This is a genomic window from Spiroplasma endosymbiont of Notiophilus biguttatus (assembly GCF_964030985.1).
GTDB classification, from domain to species: domain Bacteria; phylum Bacillota_I; class Bacilli_A; order Mycoplasmatales; family VBWQ01; genus Spiroplasma_E; species Spiroplasma_E ixodetis_A.
Map to the genome: position 1 here is coordinate 805,130 of NZ_OZ034993.1, position 18,531 is coordinate 823,660.

Below are 18,531 nucleotides of genomic sequence, written 5' to 3' on the forward strand. Positions count from 1 at the left end.
CATATAATAGTAATTTATCTTTTTTTTAAAAAAAGATAAATTAATTAGTTATAATCAAGATAGTTCTTTAGAATAAAGAGCATTTTATTTTTATCAACACAAAAGATTGAAAAATATAAGTTTTCAAACCCATTGTTTTATTTAAAAACAATTGGTTTTTTTATTTTATAAATAAAATTTAGGAGAATAAGATTTATGCCTTGATTTAATGAATTAATAAAAAAATTTAGAAATTATCCTTTAACTGATGAAAATTTAGACGAAGTTGTTGAAACTTTTAAGATTTTTTTTAAAGAATACAATGAAAAAAATAATTTTTTTTCTAATTCAGAAGATACTGATTTTGAAAGCCCAAGTACATCAGCACCATTAACTCAATTAAAAGAAAATAAAAAAACTGATTTAGATAAATTAATTAAGGAATTAAGAAATGATTTAAAATATAATTTTTTTTCTTATTTTTGAGAAAAAAAAGAAAATTTAAAATTAATTAGACAATTAGATTATTTTTTAATAGAACTTGATAATAAAATTAAAAAACAAAATGAAAAATTATTATCCTTGGAGAAAAATAAAACATTAATTGAACAAAATAAAATTAATAAAACTAATCAAAATAGTACTGAGTTTATTGAAATCACAGATTATTTTAATCTTTTTAATTTTTTAAGTGAAACAATAAGTAATGATATTATTTTTTTAAAAACAATAAATTTAAATATTTTTGAAAATAAAAAAGAGTTTTTTAAAAAAACACGAGAATTAAAAATAAAAATTGATAAAGAAATTCGTAGGCTATATCAAAAAAATGAAGAATTAGAAAATAAAAAAGAGAAAATTTTTGAAAACCTTTTTAAAGAAGAAGTTATGACCCAATTAATTTTATCTTTTTGAGCATTTAGAATGAAAAGTGGAGATGAATATAAATTGATTTTAAAAGAAGATAAAGATTTAAAAAGTAAATTTGATAAAAATTTTGTATTTTTCTTTGAATTAATAGATGACATATTTAACCGATATATTAAAAAAATTATTAAAAATGAAGAAAGAATATACAATGATATATTTGAAAAATATAATGATCGAGAAAAGGAATTAATAAGTGAACAAGAGGAAATTATTAAAACTAAAGATAAAGTGAAAGAAAGTATAGAATTATTTAAAAATGAATTAGAAGAAAAAAAAGAACAAATTAGAATACATCAGAAAGAGATAGCAGAAAAAAGAAAACAAATTGAAAATTTAGAAAAACGAAAGAAAAATATAAAAAATAAAAAAATTAGTTACTTGCAAGATTTAGAAGAAAATAAAAATAATATTGAAAATCAAATATTAATTAAAAATATTTCAGATGATAAAAAAGGAAAAAAACAATATTTAAAAGAAATAGATGTAGTAATTAAAAAAAAGAATAGTGATATTAAGAAAAAGAATGATTATATTGCGGAGTTACAAGATAATATTACAAGACATGATACTGAGTTAAATATTAATGATAAAAAAATAAAAAAAATAGAAGATAAAATTAATAAAATTGAGGATTTTTTTAAGCAAAATAAACATACGATGATGTTTGAACTTAAAAAAATAAAAGAAAAATGAATTAAAAATATTAGTAAAGATCAAAAAATATTTATTAATTTCTTAAAAGAAGTTAATAAATTAGAAAATATGGAATTTATTAAGATTATTGAAAATTATTGAGAAGAAAATGCTGACAGTATTGAGAAATTTAATGAAAATTTTAACATTCAAAATAATTTAGAAAACATAAGAGAAGAAAATGAAAAAATAGAAAATGAATTTAAAAATGATTTCACAACTTTAGAAATTAATTTTAAATTAAAAGAAAAAGAAATAATAGAAAACGCAATTAGAGAAAAAAAGGAAAAAATTCAGGAATCTTTAAGAACAATTAATCAATCAAAATTAGTAAGTATTGAAATCCAAACCGAAATAAATCAAGAAAATGAGAAACCTAGTTGACAAGATCAAAAAATTGAAGAACAAAATAAAACCATTGAAAAACTAGAATTTCAAATAAATGATTTAGAAAAAAAAATAATTTCAATAAAGGAATTACATGAAGATGAAGTAAAAGATTTATCTACAACATTGGAAAATATTAGATATTTTTTTGCAATGGAAAGTAAAAAAACTACTGAAAATTGTGATAATTTAAAAAATAATTTAAATAAAAAAAATTCAAAAAAAGAAGAACAAAAAATTAAAAATACATTGAATGAAGAAGAAATAAAATTAACATCTTTAAATGAAGTATGAAAATTAATAAGTAGTGAAATTCCAGAGTTACAACAATCTTTATCAGAAGAATCAAAAAATGCAAGTGAACAAAAATGAGATAATATGGGTGTAATAGAATCTCAATTATCTTCGGAAACAAAAGCAGAAATATTAAATACAGTTTAAAACAAACTAATAAGATTAACTTTATTATTGTATCAAGTTTAATTTATAGAAAGAGAGAAAATGCTTAAGAAGTACATTACGAAAAAAATAAGAGTATTTATTAATAAGAAAAATCAGAAAATAATAAAAGCTGTTATGAATAATAACTTAGAAAAAGTTAAATTATTAGTTAGGAACTGTGTTAGTATAAATTATGTAACTAAAGATGGTTTCACTATTTTGATGTTAGCTATCAAAAATAATGATTTAGAGATAGTTAAGTATTTAATAGATAATAATGCAAATGTTTATCAAGTAAATGAATATGGACATAATGCTTTAATATTAGCTGTTTGAAATAATAATTTGGAAGTCTTTAATTTTTTAATGGAAAATACTAACGATATTTTAGATGAAGAAATTTTAGAACAAGATAAAAATGAATTACCAACATATGAAAGTATGTTAAAAGAAGATAAAGACAAATTACCAACATATGAAGAAGTAATGAAATTTCAACAAGAAATTAATAATTCTGATTATTTTAAAGATGAAATAGATTGGCAAAAACAATTATCAATGATAAAAAATATATAATTTTTAATTCCTTTTATGACAATATTAATTTTCGGAATTTTACGTTTATTGGCAATAACTTATATACATTATTATTTCTGAAAACTATAATTAGATATTAGTAAAATAAAATCTAATTAAAGGTGATTGAAAATGAATATTTTAGACATAATAAATAAATTTCCAAACCAAGAATCTTGTATAAAATTTTTAGAAGAAATAAGATGAAATAACAAACCAAAATGTCTTTTTTGTTTTAGTGAAAAAGTTAACTCTGTTTTAAAAGAGTCGCGTTATAAATGCAAAAAATGTCATAAGTCTTTTAGTGTAACTGCTCAAACTATTTTTCATCATACACGTGTACCACTTCAAAAGTGATTTATTTTAATAGTGTTAATGGCTAATGCTAAAAAAAGTTTATCATCATCTCAAGCTTCAAGAGACTTAAATTTACGTTTAGCAACTGTATGAAAAATGATGCATAAAATTAGAAAGGCAATGGCTAATGATGAGATTAAATTATTAGCAAAAATATTAGAGATGGATGAAACATATGTGGGTGGAAAACCGCGTAAATATAATGATGTTGATAATAAAAATAACTCATTACGTGGTAGAGGAACTAGTAAAGAGTGTGTTGTTGGCATTATTGAACGAAATGGTAATGTTAAATTATTTCATGCAAAAAATAAAAGTATTAAATCTGAAAATTTAATGAAAATAGTTAAAGAAAATGTTGATATTAACAATTCTATTCTTTTTACTGATGAATATCGTGGATATTATAAAATGAATAAAATTTTACCACATGAACAAGTTAATCACAAAAAATATTTTTCTTATAATGGTATTCATACAAATACAATAGAAAGTTTTTGAGCAATATTAAAAAGAGGTTTTATCGGCCAATTTCATTGAGTTTCAAAAAAATGACTCCAATCTTATTTAAATGAATTTTGTTTTAAATATAATAACCGTAAAGAAAAAATCACATTTAAAAATATCATAATTAAATTATTTATTAAGAATTAAGTGTTAACCAATAAGCGTAAAATTCCGTAAAATTTTACCACATGAACAAGTTAATCACAAAAAATATTTTTCTTATAATGGTATTCATACAAATACAATAGAAAGTTTTTGAGCAATATTAAAAAGAGGTTTTATCGGCCAATTTCATTGAGTTTCAAAAAAATGACTCCAATCTTATTTAAATGAATTTTGTTTTAAATATAATAACCGTAAAGAAAAAATCACATTTAAAAATATCATAATTAAATTATTTATTAAGAATTAAGTGTTAACCAATAAGCGTAAAATTCCGTTAATTTTTATTAAAATATTAAAATAAACATTAATATTTTAATTTTAAAAAATGTAATTTTACCTATATGAATTTCCTTTTGCTTTTTATAAAAAAATAAGTTACAATTCTTAGTGAATATTTAATTATTATTTAGTTTAAGGAGAATAACAATCAAATGCGTAAATTAATCACTTTATTTTCAACACTTAGTTTACTTTCTTCTTCTGTGAGTACTATTGTGGCTTGTGGTACTGGAGATGGTTCAAAAATTCAAGCAAATTTTGAAAACGAGCCATCAAACAAAGATGGTGATCCTTTAGTTGATTATGTTTATAATAAATACTATCAATATGATACTAAGCTTTTATACAAACCACTTGCTGCATTTATGCAACTAGCAGCAGACAAAATTAGAATTGATCGTAATGCATTAGAAGTTACAGATGCTGCTAGGGATTTTTATAATAGTGATCAATATAAATCAGGTAATTATGAGAGTATTAATTATAATGTTAATAATGATCCAGATAAAGTAATGAATGAACCATTTAGTTGTAAAGATGCAAATGGAAGTCTTTTAGTTTTTGGTTTAACTGATAATGATATATCTAAACAGCAATATTATGGTTATTGATATGTTACATATGAAACAGCAACAGAAGCAGAAAACCCTTCGAAAGTTGCTAAAACTAGTATTGTTTCACCAAAAATTACTGACTTTAAAGATGATAAAAATAAAACTATTACTAAAAAAGGTTGAATTCATTTATTCTTTATAATGAAAGATTCAAAAATGAACAAGACTTTTAAAATTGATTTTAATATTAAAATTGATGTAAGTTTTAGTTTATATGTTGATAAAAATAAAAAAGAAATAGTTGTTATTAATATAAATACTATTGATAAAGCTTTGGGTGATGTTGATTTTCGTAACCCATATAAAGTGGTTTATGAAAGAATAAATAACATGACTTTTTCAGAATTATAATGATAAATATTAAAATTGTTTGTATTGGTCAGTTGTCACAAACATATTGAAAATCAGCTGCCAAAGATTATTTAGAACGAATTAAAAAACGAACTAATATTGAAACAAAAAATATTATGGAATCTAAATTAAATTCAATTCCTAATAATATTAAAATTGAAACTAATAAAATCACTGAATACATATCAAAGAATAATGATTATCAATGATTTTTATTAGATTTATCAGGACAATTAATAAGTAGCGAACAATTATCACAGATGATTAATAAAAATCAAATTTATCAACAAGGCAAAATTGGTTTTATTATTGGTGGTAGGAATGGTGTAGCACAAATATTAAAAGACAATATTAATTTAATTAAAATTTCTTTTGATAAAATAACATTACCTCATCAATTATGTTATGTTGTTTTATTAGAGCAAATATATTGTTCATTACAAATACTTAATAATCAAAGTTATCATAAGTAGTAGGTGAAAGAAATGTATAATAAAACTTTATTTGTTGATTCCTCATGATTAGAATTTTTTCAACAAGAATATAAAGAAGCATATTTTACTAAATTATTAGAAGATATTAAAAAAGAATATCAAACTTATCTTTGTTATCCTCAATGAGAAGAAATATTTCAAGCTTTTAAAATAACTCCTTTATCAAAGGTTAAAGTAATAATATTAGGTCAAGATCCTTATCATCAGCCAAATCAAGCTCATGGTTTAGCGTTTAGTGTTAAAACAAATACTCCATTACCACCAAGTTTAAAAAACATTTTTCAAGAACTAAAAAATGATTTAAATATTGAAAAAGATAATGATGGTAATTTAACAAGTTGAGCTAAGCAGGGAGTTTTGCTTTTAAATACAACTTTAACTGTCAGAGAAAGTCAGCCTAATAGTCATTTACAATATCAATGAGTAACTTTTACTGATCATGTTTTATCATTTTTAAATTTAAACTGTACTAATCTTGTTTTTATTTTATGAGGTAAAAATGCAAGAAATAAAAAAATACTAATTGATAGAGAAAAACATTTTATTATTGAGAATGTACATCCTTCACCTTTAAGTGCTTATAATGGTTTTTTTAATTCAAGACCATTTAGCAAAAGTAATAATTGATTGATTTCAAAAAATAAAACTCCCATTAAGTGATAAAAATAAAAAAATAATAATTTTATTATATGTATTTAAGCAAACAATGTTATGATATATTTGTTAAAATTAATATAGTTTTAAAGAATATTTCGGGAATGGTGGTTATTTAAATGCCCAATAATTTAATATTTAATCACATATTTTCTCAACGATATGATTTAAATACCTTGAATTTATTTAGTAGATCTACAGCTATTTATTTAATTATTACTTTAAGTAGCATAATGTTAGCATATATTTTAATGAATAGTTTTTGAAAATGATTTCGTAAAGATAAATATAAAGGTGTTCGTTTTACTACTAAAAATATTGCCTATATAACAATGTTATCTTCGGTATCAGTTGTGGCAACTATTATTGTTTCTATTACGATACCCATTACAGTATTACCACCAATTAGAATTGCTTTTGAGGGTTTAATGATTAAAATAACTGGTTATATGTTTGGTCCAATTATAGGTATTATTTGTGCTGCAGTAACAGATATTTTGGTAATGTTATTTGTTCCTTCATATATTAGCATTTATTATATGTTTTGTATTATTTTTACTGGTTTTTTGGCAGGAATTGCTGGAATATTTAAAGTAAAACTAAAGGATTATCCATGAGTTATTTTTGCTTTAATTAATTTTTTTATTATTTTCTTTGCTGGTGGTGGCATGTATATTGTTATTTCAGGTAAGCAATCATCATATTCTATGTCAGGAATTATTGTTAATAAATATGTTCTTGCTAGTATTATGGGTGGTGGTGGCATTATTGGCCTATTAAGTATTTATAGTGTTTTATTTTATTATTTATTGAAAAAAGAAATTTATAGAATTAAAGAAATTTTACCAATTATTTTATTAGCGGTAGTAGCCGAGTATGTAACAACAGTGCTTATAGCCTCCTATGCTGATATGACTTTATTTGATCCTAATGCCAAAGATTATGGAGTAACAGCGATTATGAGAATTGTGCAAGCACCTCTTAAAATTATAATTAATTCAATTATAATTTATGTGACTTGAAGAACTGTTAATCCTTTAATTAATATTGATAATAATAATTATTAAATAAAGGATTTTAAAAATATGAATGAAGAATTTTTTAAAAAAATATCTAAATATTCAAATAAAGATTGTTTAAAAAAATTAAAAATTATTACTCCAAAGTATTTAAACAATAATATTAAGTATATTCATGTAGCTGGAACAAATGGTAAAGGTTCGGTATCACGTTTAATTTTTGCTATATTATCACAAACTTTAAAACAAAAAATTGGTTTATTTACCTCTCCCCATATTGAGTTTGTTAATGAACGAATTGTTGTTAATAACAAGATGATTAGTAACAAAGATTTAGTACGTATTAGAAGCTTGATTTTTGATGATATTGAATATTATCAATTAGGTTTTTTTGGTATTTTAACTTTAATTGCATTAATTTATTTTCAAGAACAAAATGTGCAATGAGCAATAATTGAAGTTGGAATTGGTGGAAAAATTGATCCTACAAATATCATTGATGCAACATATGCTATTATTACTTCAATTGGTAAAGATCATCAAGATAGACTTGGTAAAACTACATCTGAAATATTACATCAAAAATTGGGAATAGTGAAACCAACGACAAAAAATGTTTTTATTTCAGGTAATTTAAATAATAAATTAAAAAAGCAAATTGATATGGAAGGTTATAAACCTATATATTCTTCAAGATTAATCAATCAACCATACTATCAAGAAAATAAAAAATTAGTTTTAACAGTAATTTCAAAAACATTTTTAGAAATTAATATTAAACAAGCTTTAAAAATCATTAATGATACTAATATTAGATTACGATTTGAGAAATATCAAATTAATGATAAAACTATTTATTTTGATGCTGCTCATAATATTGATGGTATTAAAGCATTAATTAAAACGCTAAAAATTAATAAAATTATTCCTCAACAAATTATATTTTCTTGTTTAAAAAATAAATATCCACAAAAATTAATTAGTTGTTTAAAAAAAGTTTCAGATAATATTATTATTTGTAGTAATAGTAATTTAAATAGTATTACTGGTGAAATTTTTGATTATCAAAAAATGATTGAATGTAACGCTCATAAAATAATTTTAATTACCGGTTCTTGTTATTTTTTAGCAGATGTTCTTAATTATTTAAGAACAAAAAAAATAATTATGATAAAAAAGGGTGGTAATTAAATGAATGTATTGTTATTGAATATAATTGGTGGAGTGTTAATTTTAATTGTTTTTTTATTGATCACAGTTTTTGATTATAAAGATAATAAAAAAAAGATAAGGCAAATAAAATTTATTTGCTTAAGTGGAATAATGTTAGCATTAGCTGTTTCTTTAAATACAACAGGTGCTTTAATGTTAAAAAGTTTACCATTTTCTAAATATTTTGAAATTAAATTGGGTAATTTTATATTAGTTTTAATAGGTTTCTTTTGTGGTGGATTATTAGGTTTTCTTAGTGGTATTGCTAGTGATTTTTTAGGTTTATTATTTAGTATTGGTGGTGCATCACCATGTTTATTTTTTACTTTTACTAGTATTTTATGATGTATATTACCTTACTATTTAGTATTAAATTTTACTAAAATTTATTATAGTAAAAAGACATTTTATTGATATTTGCCAATTGCTTATGCTATTACTTCATTAATTATTACTGGTACTGATCCTATTGCATTAAAAATATTATTTTCTGGATTACCACCTTTATGATTAATGTATTTTCCATTAAGAGTTATAAAATATCCTATTGATTTAACGGTTAATGTTTTTTTAATTATTACTTGTTATTCTGCATTAAAGAAAACTTTAAATTTAGAAAATCAATTTAAAAAATATTATTTTGCTACAGATCCGCAATCTTTACAATATAATAGAGTATGTGAAGAATAAACCAAAAAATAATTATTTAATTAAAATTTCTGAGAACCTGTTTAGAATCTTTTTAATAAAATTGAAATAAAGGAAAGGGCATTGGTTAGATAAGTTTACTTTCTTGTCTTCAAATCTGTACAAATTGATTTGGAGGCATTTTCAATCTAATAACTATTCTATCATTGTTTCAATATCTAACAAATTTTTCTAATATTTTATTAAAACTTTCCATTGAAATGGCAACCCTTTTTAGGACTATTTTTTGGTAGACATTTTTTCTTGATATTTAATGGGAGTTAAGTAGTTTAAAGTGCTGTGGATTCTTATATTGTTATATCAATTGATATAATCAAATAATTCTAATTTTAACTGTATTAATGATGTAAATTTTTTGTCATTAATAAATTCAGTCTTGAAAGTTTTAAAAGTTGCTTCAGCAACAGCATTGTCATAAGGACAACCTTTTTTACTTAAAGAGCGGGTAATATTGAATGCTAATAAAAGTTTGTTAATAATTTTATTATTAAATTCGTTACCTCGATCGCTATGAAATATTTGCATATCTTTTAAACAGCGATTTGATTGCATAAATGCTTGATATACCAATGATGCATCTTTTTTAGTACCTACACTATGTCCAACAATTTCGCGGTTAAATAGGTCTATTAATAAGCAAATATAGTTTCATTTACCATTAACTTCAACATAACTAAGATCACTGACAATCACCTCATTTTTAATTCTATTATTAAAGTTTCTATTAACAATATTAGTGATTTGTTCATTATTTACTTTATTACGATGATTTTTAAATGATAATTTAGTGTATTTTGACATTAAATTATGTTTATCCATAATTTTTTTAATTTTTCTTCTTGATAAATAAATTTCTTGTTTTTCTAGTATGACTTTTAATCTTCTTGTTCCATAAACACATTTGTTTTCTTTAAAAGCACTAATAACAGCTTGATCATAAATATTATTTTTGATTTTATCTTCTTTTTTCTTTAAATTAAAATAATATGTTGATTTAGAAATTTTTAAAAAACGACACATTGGGCGAATCTTATATTTTCATTTATTATTTGCAATAATCTCTACTTTCTGCCTATTATTAGTGCTGCTTGCTTTAAAATATCATTTTCCATTCGTAATTGTTTTAATTCTTTATTCATTTGAATTAATTGTTTTTCTAAATCAGAAAGATTATCTTTAGTTTTAAAACTTCCCGAATTAGTAAATTGCTTAATTCATTTATATGCAACTGCTCTTGTAACATTGTACTCTTTAACAAGACAAGATACTGATTTGCCACTTTGATATAAAGCTACTATTTGTTTTTTAAATTCATCTGTATATGAAGTAATATTGGCCATAATTATATTTCCTTTCTTTTAACAAATATTGTTATTTGTCTACATAATTAGTGTCCAATAAATTGTAGCCGATCCACATACTTTCAAAAGTGCTACCAAACATCATTTTAAAATCTCTTTTAATTCAACGATTTAAACATTCACTAACTTGATTACCTTTAAAACCTGATAGACTTTTTGAATGAATTAGATTAGTACTTGTATTAAAAACTTTACTAACAATTTCGCTTGTATTAGCAGAACCTAAATCTGATTGAATAGTCGTAAAATTACATTGTTTAGCACTCGCTAATTCTATTTGATTAACCACATTTAACACAGTTTTGGCATTTTCACTTTTGTTTATTTTTCAGCCAACAATTGAATTACTGTACATATCAGTAGCAAAAACAACTAATAATTTTGTTTTTTTATCACCAATAATTATATTTTTAAATCATGTGTCATCCATACCAACTTTTTCAAGAAAGTTATTACTTGAAAAATTACGTTTTAATAAATCTTTATTATTTTTTAAATCACTATTTTCTACTACTCTATTTGTTGATTTAGGTTCTAATAATAATTTAATATTATTATCTTTTAATATTTGTTTTATGCTTGTTTTACTGCATTTAAGACCTTTATTTTTTATTTTTAACTCTAATCTTACTTTTTCAAAACTAGTGATATTAATGTACTTTTTTTCATTTTTAATGAGAACTATTTTGTTTATTGCTTGTATCAAATTATCATTAATTTTTGATTGATATTGCTTTTTACCTTTTTTTACTCATAAATAGTATGCTGTTTTGCTAATAGCTATGTAAACAATAATTTTATTTAATTGATGACCTTTTTGCTTATATTTTTCTACTATTAAAAAACACTTATATTTTAATAATTTACTATTTTTTCCCCTTGTTAATTTCTTTTCACAGGCTAATTGCTCCTTTAAAAGTTCTTTTTCAACCTCATCTTTTAAAGCTTGTTTTCTAAGTTTATCAATTTCTTTGTTTAATAGTTTAATTTCAATATCTTTCTTATCGATCCTGTGAGAAGTTTGGGATTTAGAAATTTTGGTGAATGCATTTTCACCTTTAATTTGATATTGGTTAACCCAATTATAAATTAATACTGGAGTTGATAATTTATATTTGACTTGAATTTCATGTATTTTTAGTTTTTTATCAACTAAATACTCATTAACAACGGCTAATTTTGTTTCTTTTGAATAAACTTTATAATTCATAATTTCTCCTTCTGTATTAATTATTTTTAATTATATTACAGATTGAAAATATTAATTGGTAAACTTAAGTGACTGATGCCTCTTTATCTTGTACTATTACTAATTTTAAAAAGGTTTCTAATTGAGAAGATACTAATGGTGTAGTTCATGCTTTAGTAAATATTAAGGGCACAGTTTACATAGGAACATCAATATCTGGTAAAGGAAATTTATATAAAAGTAATAGTGATGGCAAATTTGAATTAATGAGTAATTGAAAACAAGACAATGGTGCAGTTTGAGGTTTAACAAATATTAATGGTGTACTTTATGTGGGAACATCAACTGCTAATAAAAAGGGAAATTTATATAAAATAAATACGAATGATATTAATGCTAAGATTGAGCCAGTCTCTACTTGAAAAAATATTAACGGTGAAGTTTGAAGTTTAACAAATGTTGATAGTATAGTACACTTTATGTAGCAATAACAGATATTAATGGTGAAGGAAATTTATATAAAAGTAAACCTGATAAAAGTTTTGAATTGATGCTTGGTTGAGAAGATACTAATGGTGCAGTTTGAGGTTTAACAAATATTAATGATACTATTTATATTGGAACAATAACTTCTGCTAATAAAGGAAATTTATATATAACTGAAAAAAATAAAAACATAAAAATGATATCTATCAAAATTATGAAATTTCAAATAATTAATACTTTTTTAATTATTAATGATTCTCTTTATTAAAGAGAGTTTTAAATTTAAAAAATTATTTTGTTACAGATTGATATTCTTTACAGTATAATAGAGTATATGAAAACTAAACTTTATTAAGAAGGGTTAATTAAATGATTAAAATTTATGATAGTTTTTCACAAACATTGCAGATGCTTGCCCCTAATAAAAAGCAAGTTAATATGTATTTATGTGGTCCTACTGTTTATAACTATATTCATGTTGGCAATATTCGTGGTGTACTTGTTTTTGATGTTTTACATTGTTTGTTAATTCATCAAAATTATAAAATAAATTATGTTCATAATATTACTGATATTGATGATAAAATTATTAAGAAAGCTGCGGATTTAAAAATAACAGAACAACAAGTTACTGAAAAATACACGTTAGCATATTATGAAGACTTAGAAAAATTAAATATTATTTTTCCTACAAAATTACCAAAAGTAAGTGAATATATTTCAAAGATTATTGAATTTATTAATAAATTAATTATTAAAGATTATGCATATGTTACTGATGGTGATGTTTATTTTAAAGTTAATAAGTTAAAAGATTATGGAAGTTTGGCACATAAAAATATTGAAGATTTAATTCCAAATTTTAGAATTAAAAATTTAGTTGCTAAAGAAAATAATCTAGATTTTGCTTTGTGAAAATCAACAACAATAGGTATTAGTTGAAATAGTCCGTGAGGAAAAGGAAGACCTGGTTGACATACTGAGTGTGCTTGTTTTGTTGAGGATTTATTTAATGGTCAAACTATTGATTTACATGGTGGTGGTGTTGATTTAAAATTTCCTCATCATGAAAATGAACGAGCTCAATTTGTTGCAGCTAATAATAAAAAAATGTCAAATATTTGATGACATAATGGTCATGTTAATATTGCTAATGAAAAAATGTCAAAATCTTTAAATAATTTTATTTTGGTTAAAGAATTTTGTCAGCAATATCACCCAAATGTACTGCGATATTTGATATTAAATCGTGATCATCAACAACCAATCGATTTTAATAAGGAAACAATTGAAAATGGATTAGTGTCAACAAAAAAATATGAAAATGTTTTAAAACAATGAACATATCAAATATTTATTAACAATATAACATGTAATAATAATCATCATTCAATTTATTATCAACAAATTATTAAAAATTTATCAAATAATATTGATACAACTAATACTATTACTTTAATTGAAAATATGATTAAAAAATTAAATGAAGCACTTATTAAAAAAAATTTTAATGAAGAATTTCAAGAAATTTTTTATACTTTTACCTTTGCTTTAAAAATATTAGGATTTGATTTTAAAGTTGGTAATTATTCTGAAAAAATTAAAAATAAAATTAAAATATGAGAGCAACTAAAAAAGGAAAAACAATACCAAGAAGCTGATAAAATTCGTCAAGAATTAAAAGATTTGAATATTATTTAAAGGAGCAAAATTATGGCATTACAATATATTTATGGTTATCACCCTATTATTGCTGCATTATTATCATCATCATTAATAAAAATTAAAAAAGTTTTTTTAGTTCAAGATAAGTACCAAGAATTGAAAAAAGATTTAAAAAGTGTAAATATTCCTTATGAAATTATTAGTTTACAAGCAATGAATAATTTATTAGGTACTACTAAACATCAAAATATTGCTGCTAATGTTAAAGACTATCAATATTTTTCTTTTGATGAATTAATTAATATTGGTTCAACATCTAAATTTTTAAGAATTTTAATTTTAGATCGTATTTCTGATCCACATAATTTTGGTTCAATGTTAAGAATTGCAGTGGGTAATGAGTTTGATGGTGTAATTGTTTTAAATCGTAATCAATCTGAAATAAATGGTGCAGTTGCAAAGGCTGCAGCCGGTGCTCTAAGTATTATTCCAATTTGTCAAGTTAATAATTTAACTTCCGCAATTAATAATTTACAAGAAAAATATAAATTTTGAATTTTGGCTGCTGCTAAAACAGTAAAAGCAATTGATTATTTTACTATTGATTGTAGTAGCAACTTAGCATTAATTATTGGTAATGAAGGTGAAGGGATAAGTCCAAAGTTATTAAAACATACCGATTATATTGTTCAAATACCAATAAGTCCAAAAATAGAATCATTTAATGCTAGCGTTGCTTGTGGTATTATTGCAAACTATATTTATGTTGAAACGTTAAAATTATCGTAAATTTTAAGAACCTATATTTTTTGATAATATTTAAATTTATGAAAAAAATAATATTTTATGGCATTGGTTAGATAAGTTTACTTTCTTGTCTTCAAATCTGTACAAATTGATTTGGAGGCATTTTCAATCTAATAACTATTCTATCATTGTTTCAATATCTAACAAATTTTTCTAATATTTTATTAAAACTTTCCATACTTTCAAAAGTGCTACCAAACATCATTTTAAAATCTCTTTTAATTCAACGATTTAAACATTCACTAACTTGATTACCTTTAAAACCTGATAGACTTTTTGAGTGAATTAGATTAGTACTTGTATTAAAAACTTTACTAACAATTTCGCTTGTATTAGCAGAACCTAAATCTGATTGAATAGTCGTAAAATTACATTGTTTAGCACTCGCTAATTCTATTTGATTAACCACATTTAACACAGTTTTGGCATTTTCACTTTTGTTTATTTTTCAGCCAACAATTGAATTACTGTACATATCAGTAGCAAAAACAACTAATAATTTTGTTTTTTTATCACCAATAATTATATTTTTAAATCATGTGCCATCCATACCAACTTTTTCAAGAAAGTTATTACTTGAAAAATTACGTTTTAATAAATCTTTATTATTTTTTAAATCACTATTTTCTACTACTCTATTTGTTGATTTAGGTTCTAATAATAATTTAATATTATTATCTTTTAATATTTGTTTTATGCTTGTTTTACTGCATTTAAGACCTTTATTTTTTATTTTTAACTCTAATCTTACTTTTTCAAAACTAGTGATATTAATGTACTTTTTTTCATTTTTAATGAGAACTATTTTGTTTATTGCTTGTATCAAATTATCATTAATTTTTGATTGATATTGCTTTTTACCTTTTTTTACTCATAAATAGTATGCTGTTTTGCTAATAGCTATGTAAACAATAATTTTATTTAATTGATGACCTTTTTGCTTATATTTTTCTACTATTAAAAAACACTTATATTTTAATAATTTACTATTTTTTCCCCTTGTTAATTTCTTTTCACAGGCTAATTGCTCCTTTAAAAGTTCTTTTTCAACCTTATCTTTTAAAGCTTGTTTTCTAAGTTTATCAATTTCTTTGTTTAATAGTTTAATTTCAATATCTTTCTTATCGATCCTGTGAGAAGTTTGGGATTTAGAAATTTTGGTGAATGCATTTTCACCTTTAATTTGATATTGGTTAACCCAATTATAAATTAATACTGGAGTTGATAATTTATATTTGACTTGAATTTCATGTATTTTTAGTTTTTTATCAACTAAATACTCATTAACAACGGCTAATTTTGTTTCTTTTGAATAAACTTTATAATTCATAATTTCTCCTTCTGTATTAATTATTTTTAATTATATTACAGATTGAAAATATTAATTGGTAAACTTAAGTGACTTATGCCTATTTAAAGGGTGATAATAATAAAAATTTTAAAATTTTACAATTACAAAAAAAGACAAGATTTTATTCTCGTCTTTTATCATTTATTTTTAATTCAAGGGTTTAAAAAAGAAAGGAGCTATTTTTAAAACTTTTTTGTTATAGACATCTTCGCCACGCTCCCAAAAATTTTTATATTTATTTTACTTTTTTCTAATTGTTTTATTTTTATTGTTATTTTCTTTTCTAACATTTCTTCCAAAGTTCAAATTTTTGATCTTAGTTCTAAAATATTTGAAGAAAGTAATATTACTTTAGAAGTGTTGTTATTTTCATTAGTTAATTCCTTTAATTCTTTATCTTTTTTTCACTTAATTCTTTTAATTTTGATAACATTTTTTGTTCATTATAGAAAAAAACTCGCTATTTTCAATATTTGTACTGTTATTACTTGGATAATGATTTTTTCTACGTTTAAATAAGTTTTTTAAAATATTTAACGCTTTTCTCCCTTTATGTACTATTTTTTAATTTTATCACATAAATGCTGAGAAAAGCGTAAATTTATTAGTAAATATAAAACAAATAATAACTATCTTACTATTAATAATATATAAAAAAAGTTACCTTAATTGGTAACTTTTTAATTAGATTGTGGGGAAATATTATTTTGGTTAGATTTTGATAGTATATTTATACCTCAAATTAGTCCAAAAACATTCAAAGAAATAAACAAAAAAATTAAACCAACATATTTATTTCTATGACATAAATCATGACCTTTACATGCAATTAATAATAATACTATTCCAAACATTACTGAAAGTATTATTACATCTGCTAATCATAGTTCAATCATATTTAATCTTCTCCATATCATAATACTTAATAAATAATTATAATTATATACTATTTTTATCTTGCATTTAAAATTATTTTACTAATACCTGCTAATTCTTGATTTATATAGATTTTAGCATAAGAATTTTCACTGAAATCTATAATAGTTTCTACATGACCTTTACAAGGTGTAATAAAAATATTAATTTTTCAATTTAAATTATCGTTTGAATTACTTAATATATCAAATCCAATTGGATTATTATTAAATTTTGATTCAATACCAGCACGTACTGTGAATTCATAAGTTACTAAATTATATTGTGATTTATTACCTTGATAATAAGCATAAGCATATCCAGAAGAATGGTTACCAATTTTACCTTTTTCAAAATGTTTCATTTTATCAATATTAGGTATTGACTTTGAAAATATTAAATCATTTAAATTAATTTCAATTGAACTTGTTAATTCTTTTGCTGGATTAAAACTTTCTTTAGTACCATAACCACTACCATGTATATCACTTACAGAATTTATATTATAATTATAATAAATAGTTATTGATTTATAATAGACTTACTGCATAACGTTTTTAAGTTTTAATGATAAATTATAAAATCCTGCAATTAAATTAAATCTTAAAAATATTCGTTTTCTGGCTTTTCTAAATTTATAACCAATAATCTTAAAACATTTTAAAAATGCAAAAACATGTTCAATTTTTCTACGAGTTTTATTAATAATCTTATTAAAGATTTTGGTTTTATTTGTTTTAGGATTATTTTTGCTAATTTTAATGGGTAAAAATGTATTAGCATGAATTTTTTGTAAAACTTGATAACCTTTATCTGCAAGAATTATAGTTTCTGGTAAAAACTTTAACTTTGAATTCTTAAAAGTTTTAAAATCATGATTTTTACCAATATCAGAAAAAATATTTAAAATTTCATTAGTATTTGCATTAATTACGGTTTGAAACTTAACAGTATGCATTCATTTTTTACCAGAAAATCAATCTTTTTGGTTATATTTTGGTCGTTCTGTTTCTACCTCTGTTACATCAATTATCAAAATTTTATTTTTTAATTCTTCTTTTTAAAAAAATATTTTTATTTGTTAAATTATTAAACTTATTATTCTTTATTAAAATATCTTCAATTGAACGAATATTTCGTAAAGCAGTAGTATCAACCATACCATACTCAGCACCAATACTATGATATGTACGATTTTCATATAAATATCTTAAACTCATTACTAGTCGATCTTCTATTGACATTTTATATGGCCTTCCACCAATAGTAGTTTTGAGTTTTTGATGTTCTAATAAAATATTTAAAATTTCGTTAAAAACGAGTTTATTAATACCCACTATTTTACGAAAATATTGATCAGATTTATCTTTTAATTCAAAATATGTCATAAA

20 protein-coding genes are annotated in these 18,531 nt (G+C 22.2%); 13 read left to right on the forward strand and 7 right to left on the reverse strand.

From position 1 onward, the window contains the following. Nucleotides 1-195: 195 nt before the first annotated feature. The 9 genes from AAHM85_RS04890 to AAHM85_RS04930 all read left to right on the forward strand — a co-directional run bounded on the left by AAHM85_RS04890 (nucleotide 196) and on the right by AAHM85_RS04930 (nucleotide 9,348). Nucleotides 196-2,430 carry a hypothetical protein gene (locus AAHM85_RS04890; RefSeq protein WP_342261209.1) on the forward strand — a complete coding sequence of 745 codons (2,235 nt, stop codon included), beginning with the start codon at nucleotides 196-198 and terminating at the stop codon, nucleotides 2,428-2,430. Between the two features lie 135 nt (nucleotides 2,431-2,565). After that, a complete protein-coding gene (locus AAHM85_RS04895; RefSeq protein ID WP_342261210.1) occupies nucleotides 2,566-3,006 on the forward strand; it encodes an ankyrin repeat domain-containing protein in 441 nt (146 codons plus the stop codon). A 132-nt stretch (nucleotides 3,007-3,138) separates the two neighbouring features. Beyond that, nucleotides 3,139-4,017: an IS1595 family transposase gene (locus AAHM85_RS04900; RefSeq protein ID WP_342261211.1), complete on the forward strand. Its 879-nt coding sequence runs from the start codon at nucleotides 3,139-3,141 to the stop codon at nucleotides 4,015-4,017. Nucleotides 4,018-4,529: 512 nt separating this feature from the next. Beyond that, nucleotides 4,530-5,279: a hypothetical protein gene (locus tag AAHM85_RS04905; protein WP_342261212.1), complete on the forward strand. Its 750-nt coding sequence runs from the start codon at nucleotides 4,530-4,532 to the stop codon at nucleotides 5,277-5,279. Next, nucleotides 5,279-5,752: a 23S rRNA (pseudouridine(1915)-N(3))-methyltransferase RlmH gene (locus AAHM85_RS04910; protein WP_342261213.1), complete on the forward strand. Its 474-nt coding sequence runs from the start codon at nucleotides 5,279-5,281 to the stop codon at nucleotides 5,750-5,752. Before AAHM85_RS04905 ends, AAHM85_RS04910 begins: the two co-directional genes overlap by 1 nt. Before the next feature lie 12 nt (nucleotides 5,753-5,764). Beyond that, on the forward strand, nucleotides 5,765-6,436 hold the full coding sequence (locus AAHM85_RS04915; protein ID WP_342261214.1) for a uracil-DNA glycosylase: 672 nt from the start codon (nucleotides 5,765-5,767) through the stop codon (nucleotides 6,434-6,436). A gap of 110 nt (nucleotides 6,437-6,546) precedes the next feature. Next, a complete protein-coding gene (locus AAHM85_RS04920) occupies nucleotides 6,547-7,494 on the forward strand; it encodes a hypothetical protein (protein WP_281748707.1) in 948 nt (315 codons plus the stop codon). Between the two features lie 18 nt (nucleotides 7,495-7,512). Continuing rightward, nucleotides 7,513-8,637 carry a bifunctional folylpolyglutamate synthase/dihydrofolate synthase gene (locus tag AAHM85_RS04925; protein ID WP_342261215.1) on the forward strand — a complete coding sequence of 375 codons (1,125 nt, stop codon included), beginning with the start codon at nucleotides 7,513-7,515 and terminating at the stop codon, nucleotides 8,635-8,637. A gap of 132 nt (nucleotides 8,638-8,769) precedes the next feature. Beyond that, complete coding sequence (locus tag AAHM85_RS04930) at nucleotides 8,770-9,348, forward strand: hypothetical protein (RefSeq protein ID WP_342261216.1); 579 nt, start codon at nucleotides 8,770-8,772, stop codon at nucleotides 9,346-9,348. Nucleotides 9,349-9,433: 85 nt separating this feature from the next. Here the strand turns inward: AAHM85_RS04930 and AAHM85_RS04935 are convergent, their stop codons facing one another. From AAHM85_RS04935 to AAHM85_RS04945, 3 genes are all read right to left on the reverse strand, one after another. Further along, nucleotides 9,434-9,562 (reverse strand): hypothetical protein, encoded by a 129-nt coding sequence (locus AAHM85_RS04935; RefSeq protein WP_342261217.1) that lies wholly within the window; start codon nucleotides 9,560-9,562, stop codon nucleotides 9,434-9,436. Nucleotides 9,563-9,585: 23 nt separating this feature from the next. Next, nucleotides 9,586-10,706, reverse strand: a protein-coding gene (locus tag AAHM85_RS04940) for an IS3 family transposase (protein ID WP_425289706.1) whose coding sequence is annotated in 2 segments (ribosomal slippage) — nucleotides 9,586-10,463 and nucleotides 10,463-10,706 — 1,122 coding nt in all. Because the reading frame shifts where the segments join, the coding sequence is not laid out codon by codon here. Nucleotides 10,707-10,737: 31 nt separating this feature from the next. Beyond that, nucleotides 10,738-11,937 (reverse strand): hypothetical protein, encoded by a 1,200-nt coding sequence (locus AAHM85_RS04945; protein WP_342261218.1) that lies wholly within the window; start codon nucleotides 11,935-11,937, stop codon nucleotides 10,738-10,740. A gap of 68 nt (nucleotides 11,938-12,005) precedes the next feature. On the opposite strand from AAHM85_RS04945, the gene AAHM85_RS04950 reads away from it, so the two are divergent. From AAHM85_RS04950 to rlmB, 4 genes are all read left to right on the forward strand, one after another. Next, nucleotides 12,006-12,401, forward strand: a complete 396-nt coding sequence (locus AAHM85_RS04950; RefSeq protein WP_342261219.1) for a hypothetical protein — start codon at nucleotides 12,006-12,008, stop codon at nucleotides 12,399-12,401. 62 nt (nucleotides 12,402-12,463) lie between these two features. Beyond that, nucleotides 12,464-12,670 (forward strand): hypothetical protein, encoded by a 207-nt coding sequence (locus AAHM85_RS04955; RefSeq protein WP_342261220.1) that lies wholly within the window; start codon nucleotides 12,464-12,466, stop codon nucleotides 12,668-12,670. 101 nt (nucleotides 12,671-12,771) lie between these two features. Next, entirely contained in the window at nucleotides 12,772-14,103 is a 1,332-nt protein-coding gene (cysS, locus tag AAHM85_RS04960) for a cysteine--tRNA ligase (protein ID WP_342261221.1), read from the forward strand. Nucleotides 14,104-14,115: 12 nt separating this feature from the next. Then, entirely contained in the window at nucleotides 14,116-14,856 is a 741-nt protein-coding gene (gene rlmB / locus AAHM85_RS04965; RefSeq protein WP_342261222.1) for a 23S rRNA (guanosine(2251)-2'-O)-methyltransferase RlmB, read from the forward strand. Between the two features lie 67 nt (nucleotides 14,857-14,923). Here rlmB and AAHM85_RS04970 read toward each other — a convergent pair whose 3' ends face one another. The 4 genes from AAHM85_RS04970 to AAHM85_RS04985 all read right to left on the reverse strand — a co-directional run bounded on the left by AAHM85_RS04970 (nucleotide 14,924) and on the right by AAHM85_RS04985 (nucleotide 18,528). Further along, nucleotides 14,924-16,204 (reverse strand): IS3 family transposase, encoded by a 1,281-nt coding sequence (locus AAHM85_RS04970; protein ID WP_342261223.1) that lies wholly within the window; start codon nucleotides 16,202-16,204, stop codon nucleotides 14,924-14,926. A 973-nt stretch (nucleotides 16,205-17,177) separates the two neighbouring features. Then, complete coding sequence (locus tag AAHM85_RS04975) at nucleotides 17,178-17,504, reverse strand: hypothetical protein (RefSeq protein ID WP_342261224.1); 327 nt, start codon at nucleotides 17,502-17,504, stop codon at nucleotides 17,178-17,180. Nucleotides 17,505-17,681: 177 nt separating this feature from the next. After that, on the reverse strand, nucleotides 17,682-18,176 hold the full coding sequence (locus tag AAHM85_RS04980) for a transposase family protein (protein ID WP_342261225.1): 495 nt from the start codon (nucleotides 18,174-18,176) through the stop codon (nucleotides 17,682-17,684). Nucleotides 18,177-18,180: 4 nt separating this feature from the next. Continuing rightward, nucleotides 18,181-18,528 (reverse strand): transposase family protein, encoded by a 348-nt coding sequence (locus AAHM85_RS04985; RefSeq protein WP_342260488.1) that lies wholly within the window; start codon nucleotides 18,526-18,528, stop codon nucleotides 18,181-18,183. Between the last annotated feature and the right edge of the window lie 3 nt (nucleotides 18,529-18,531).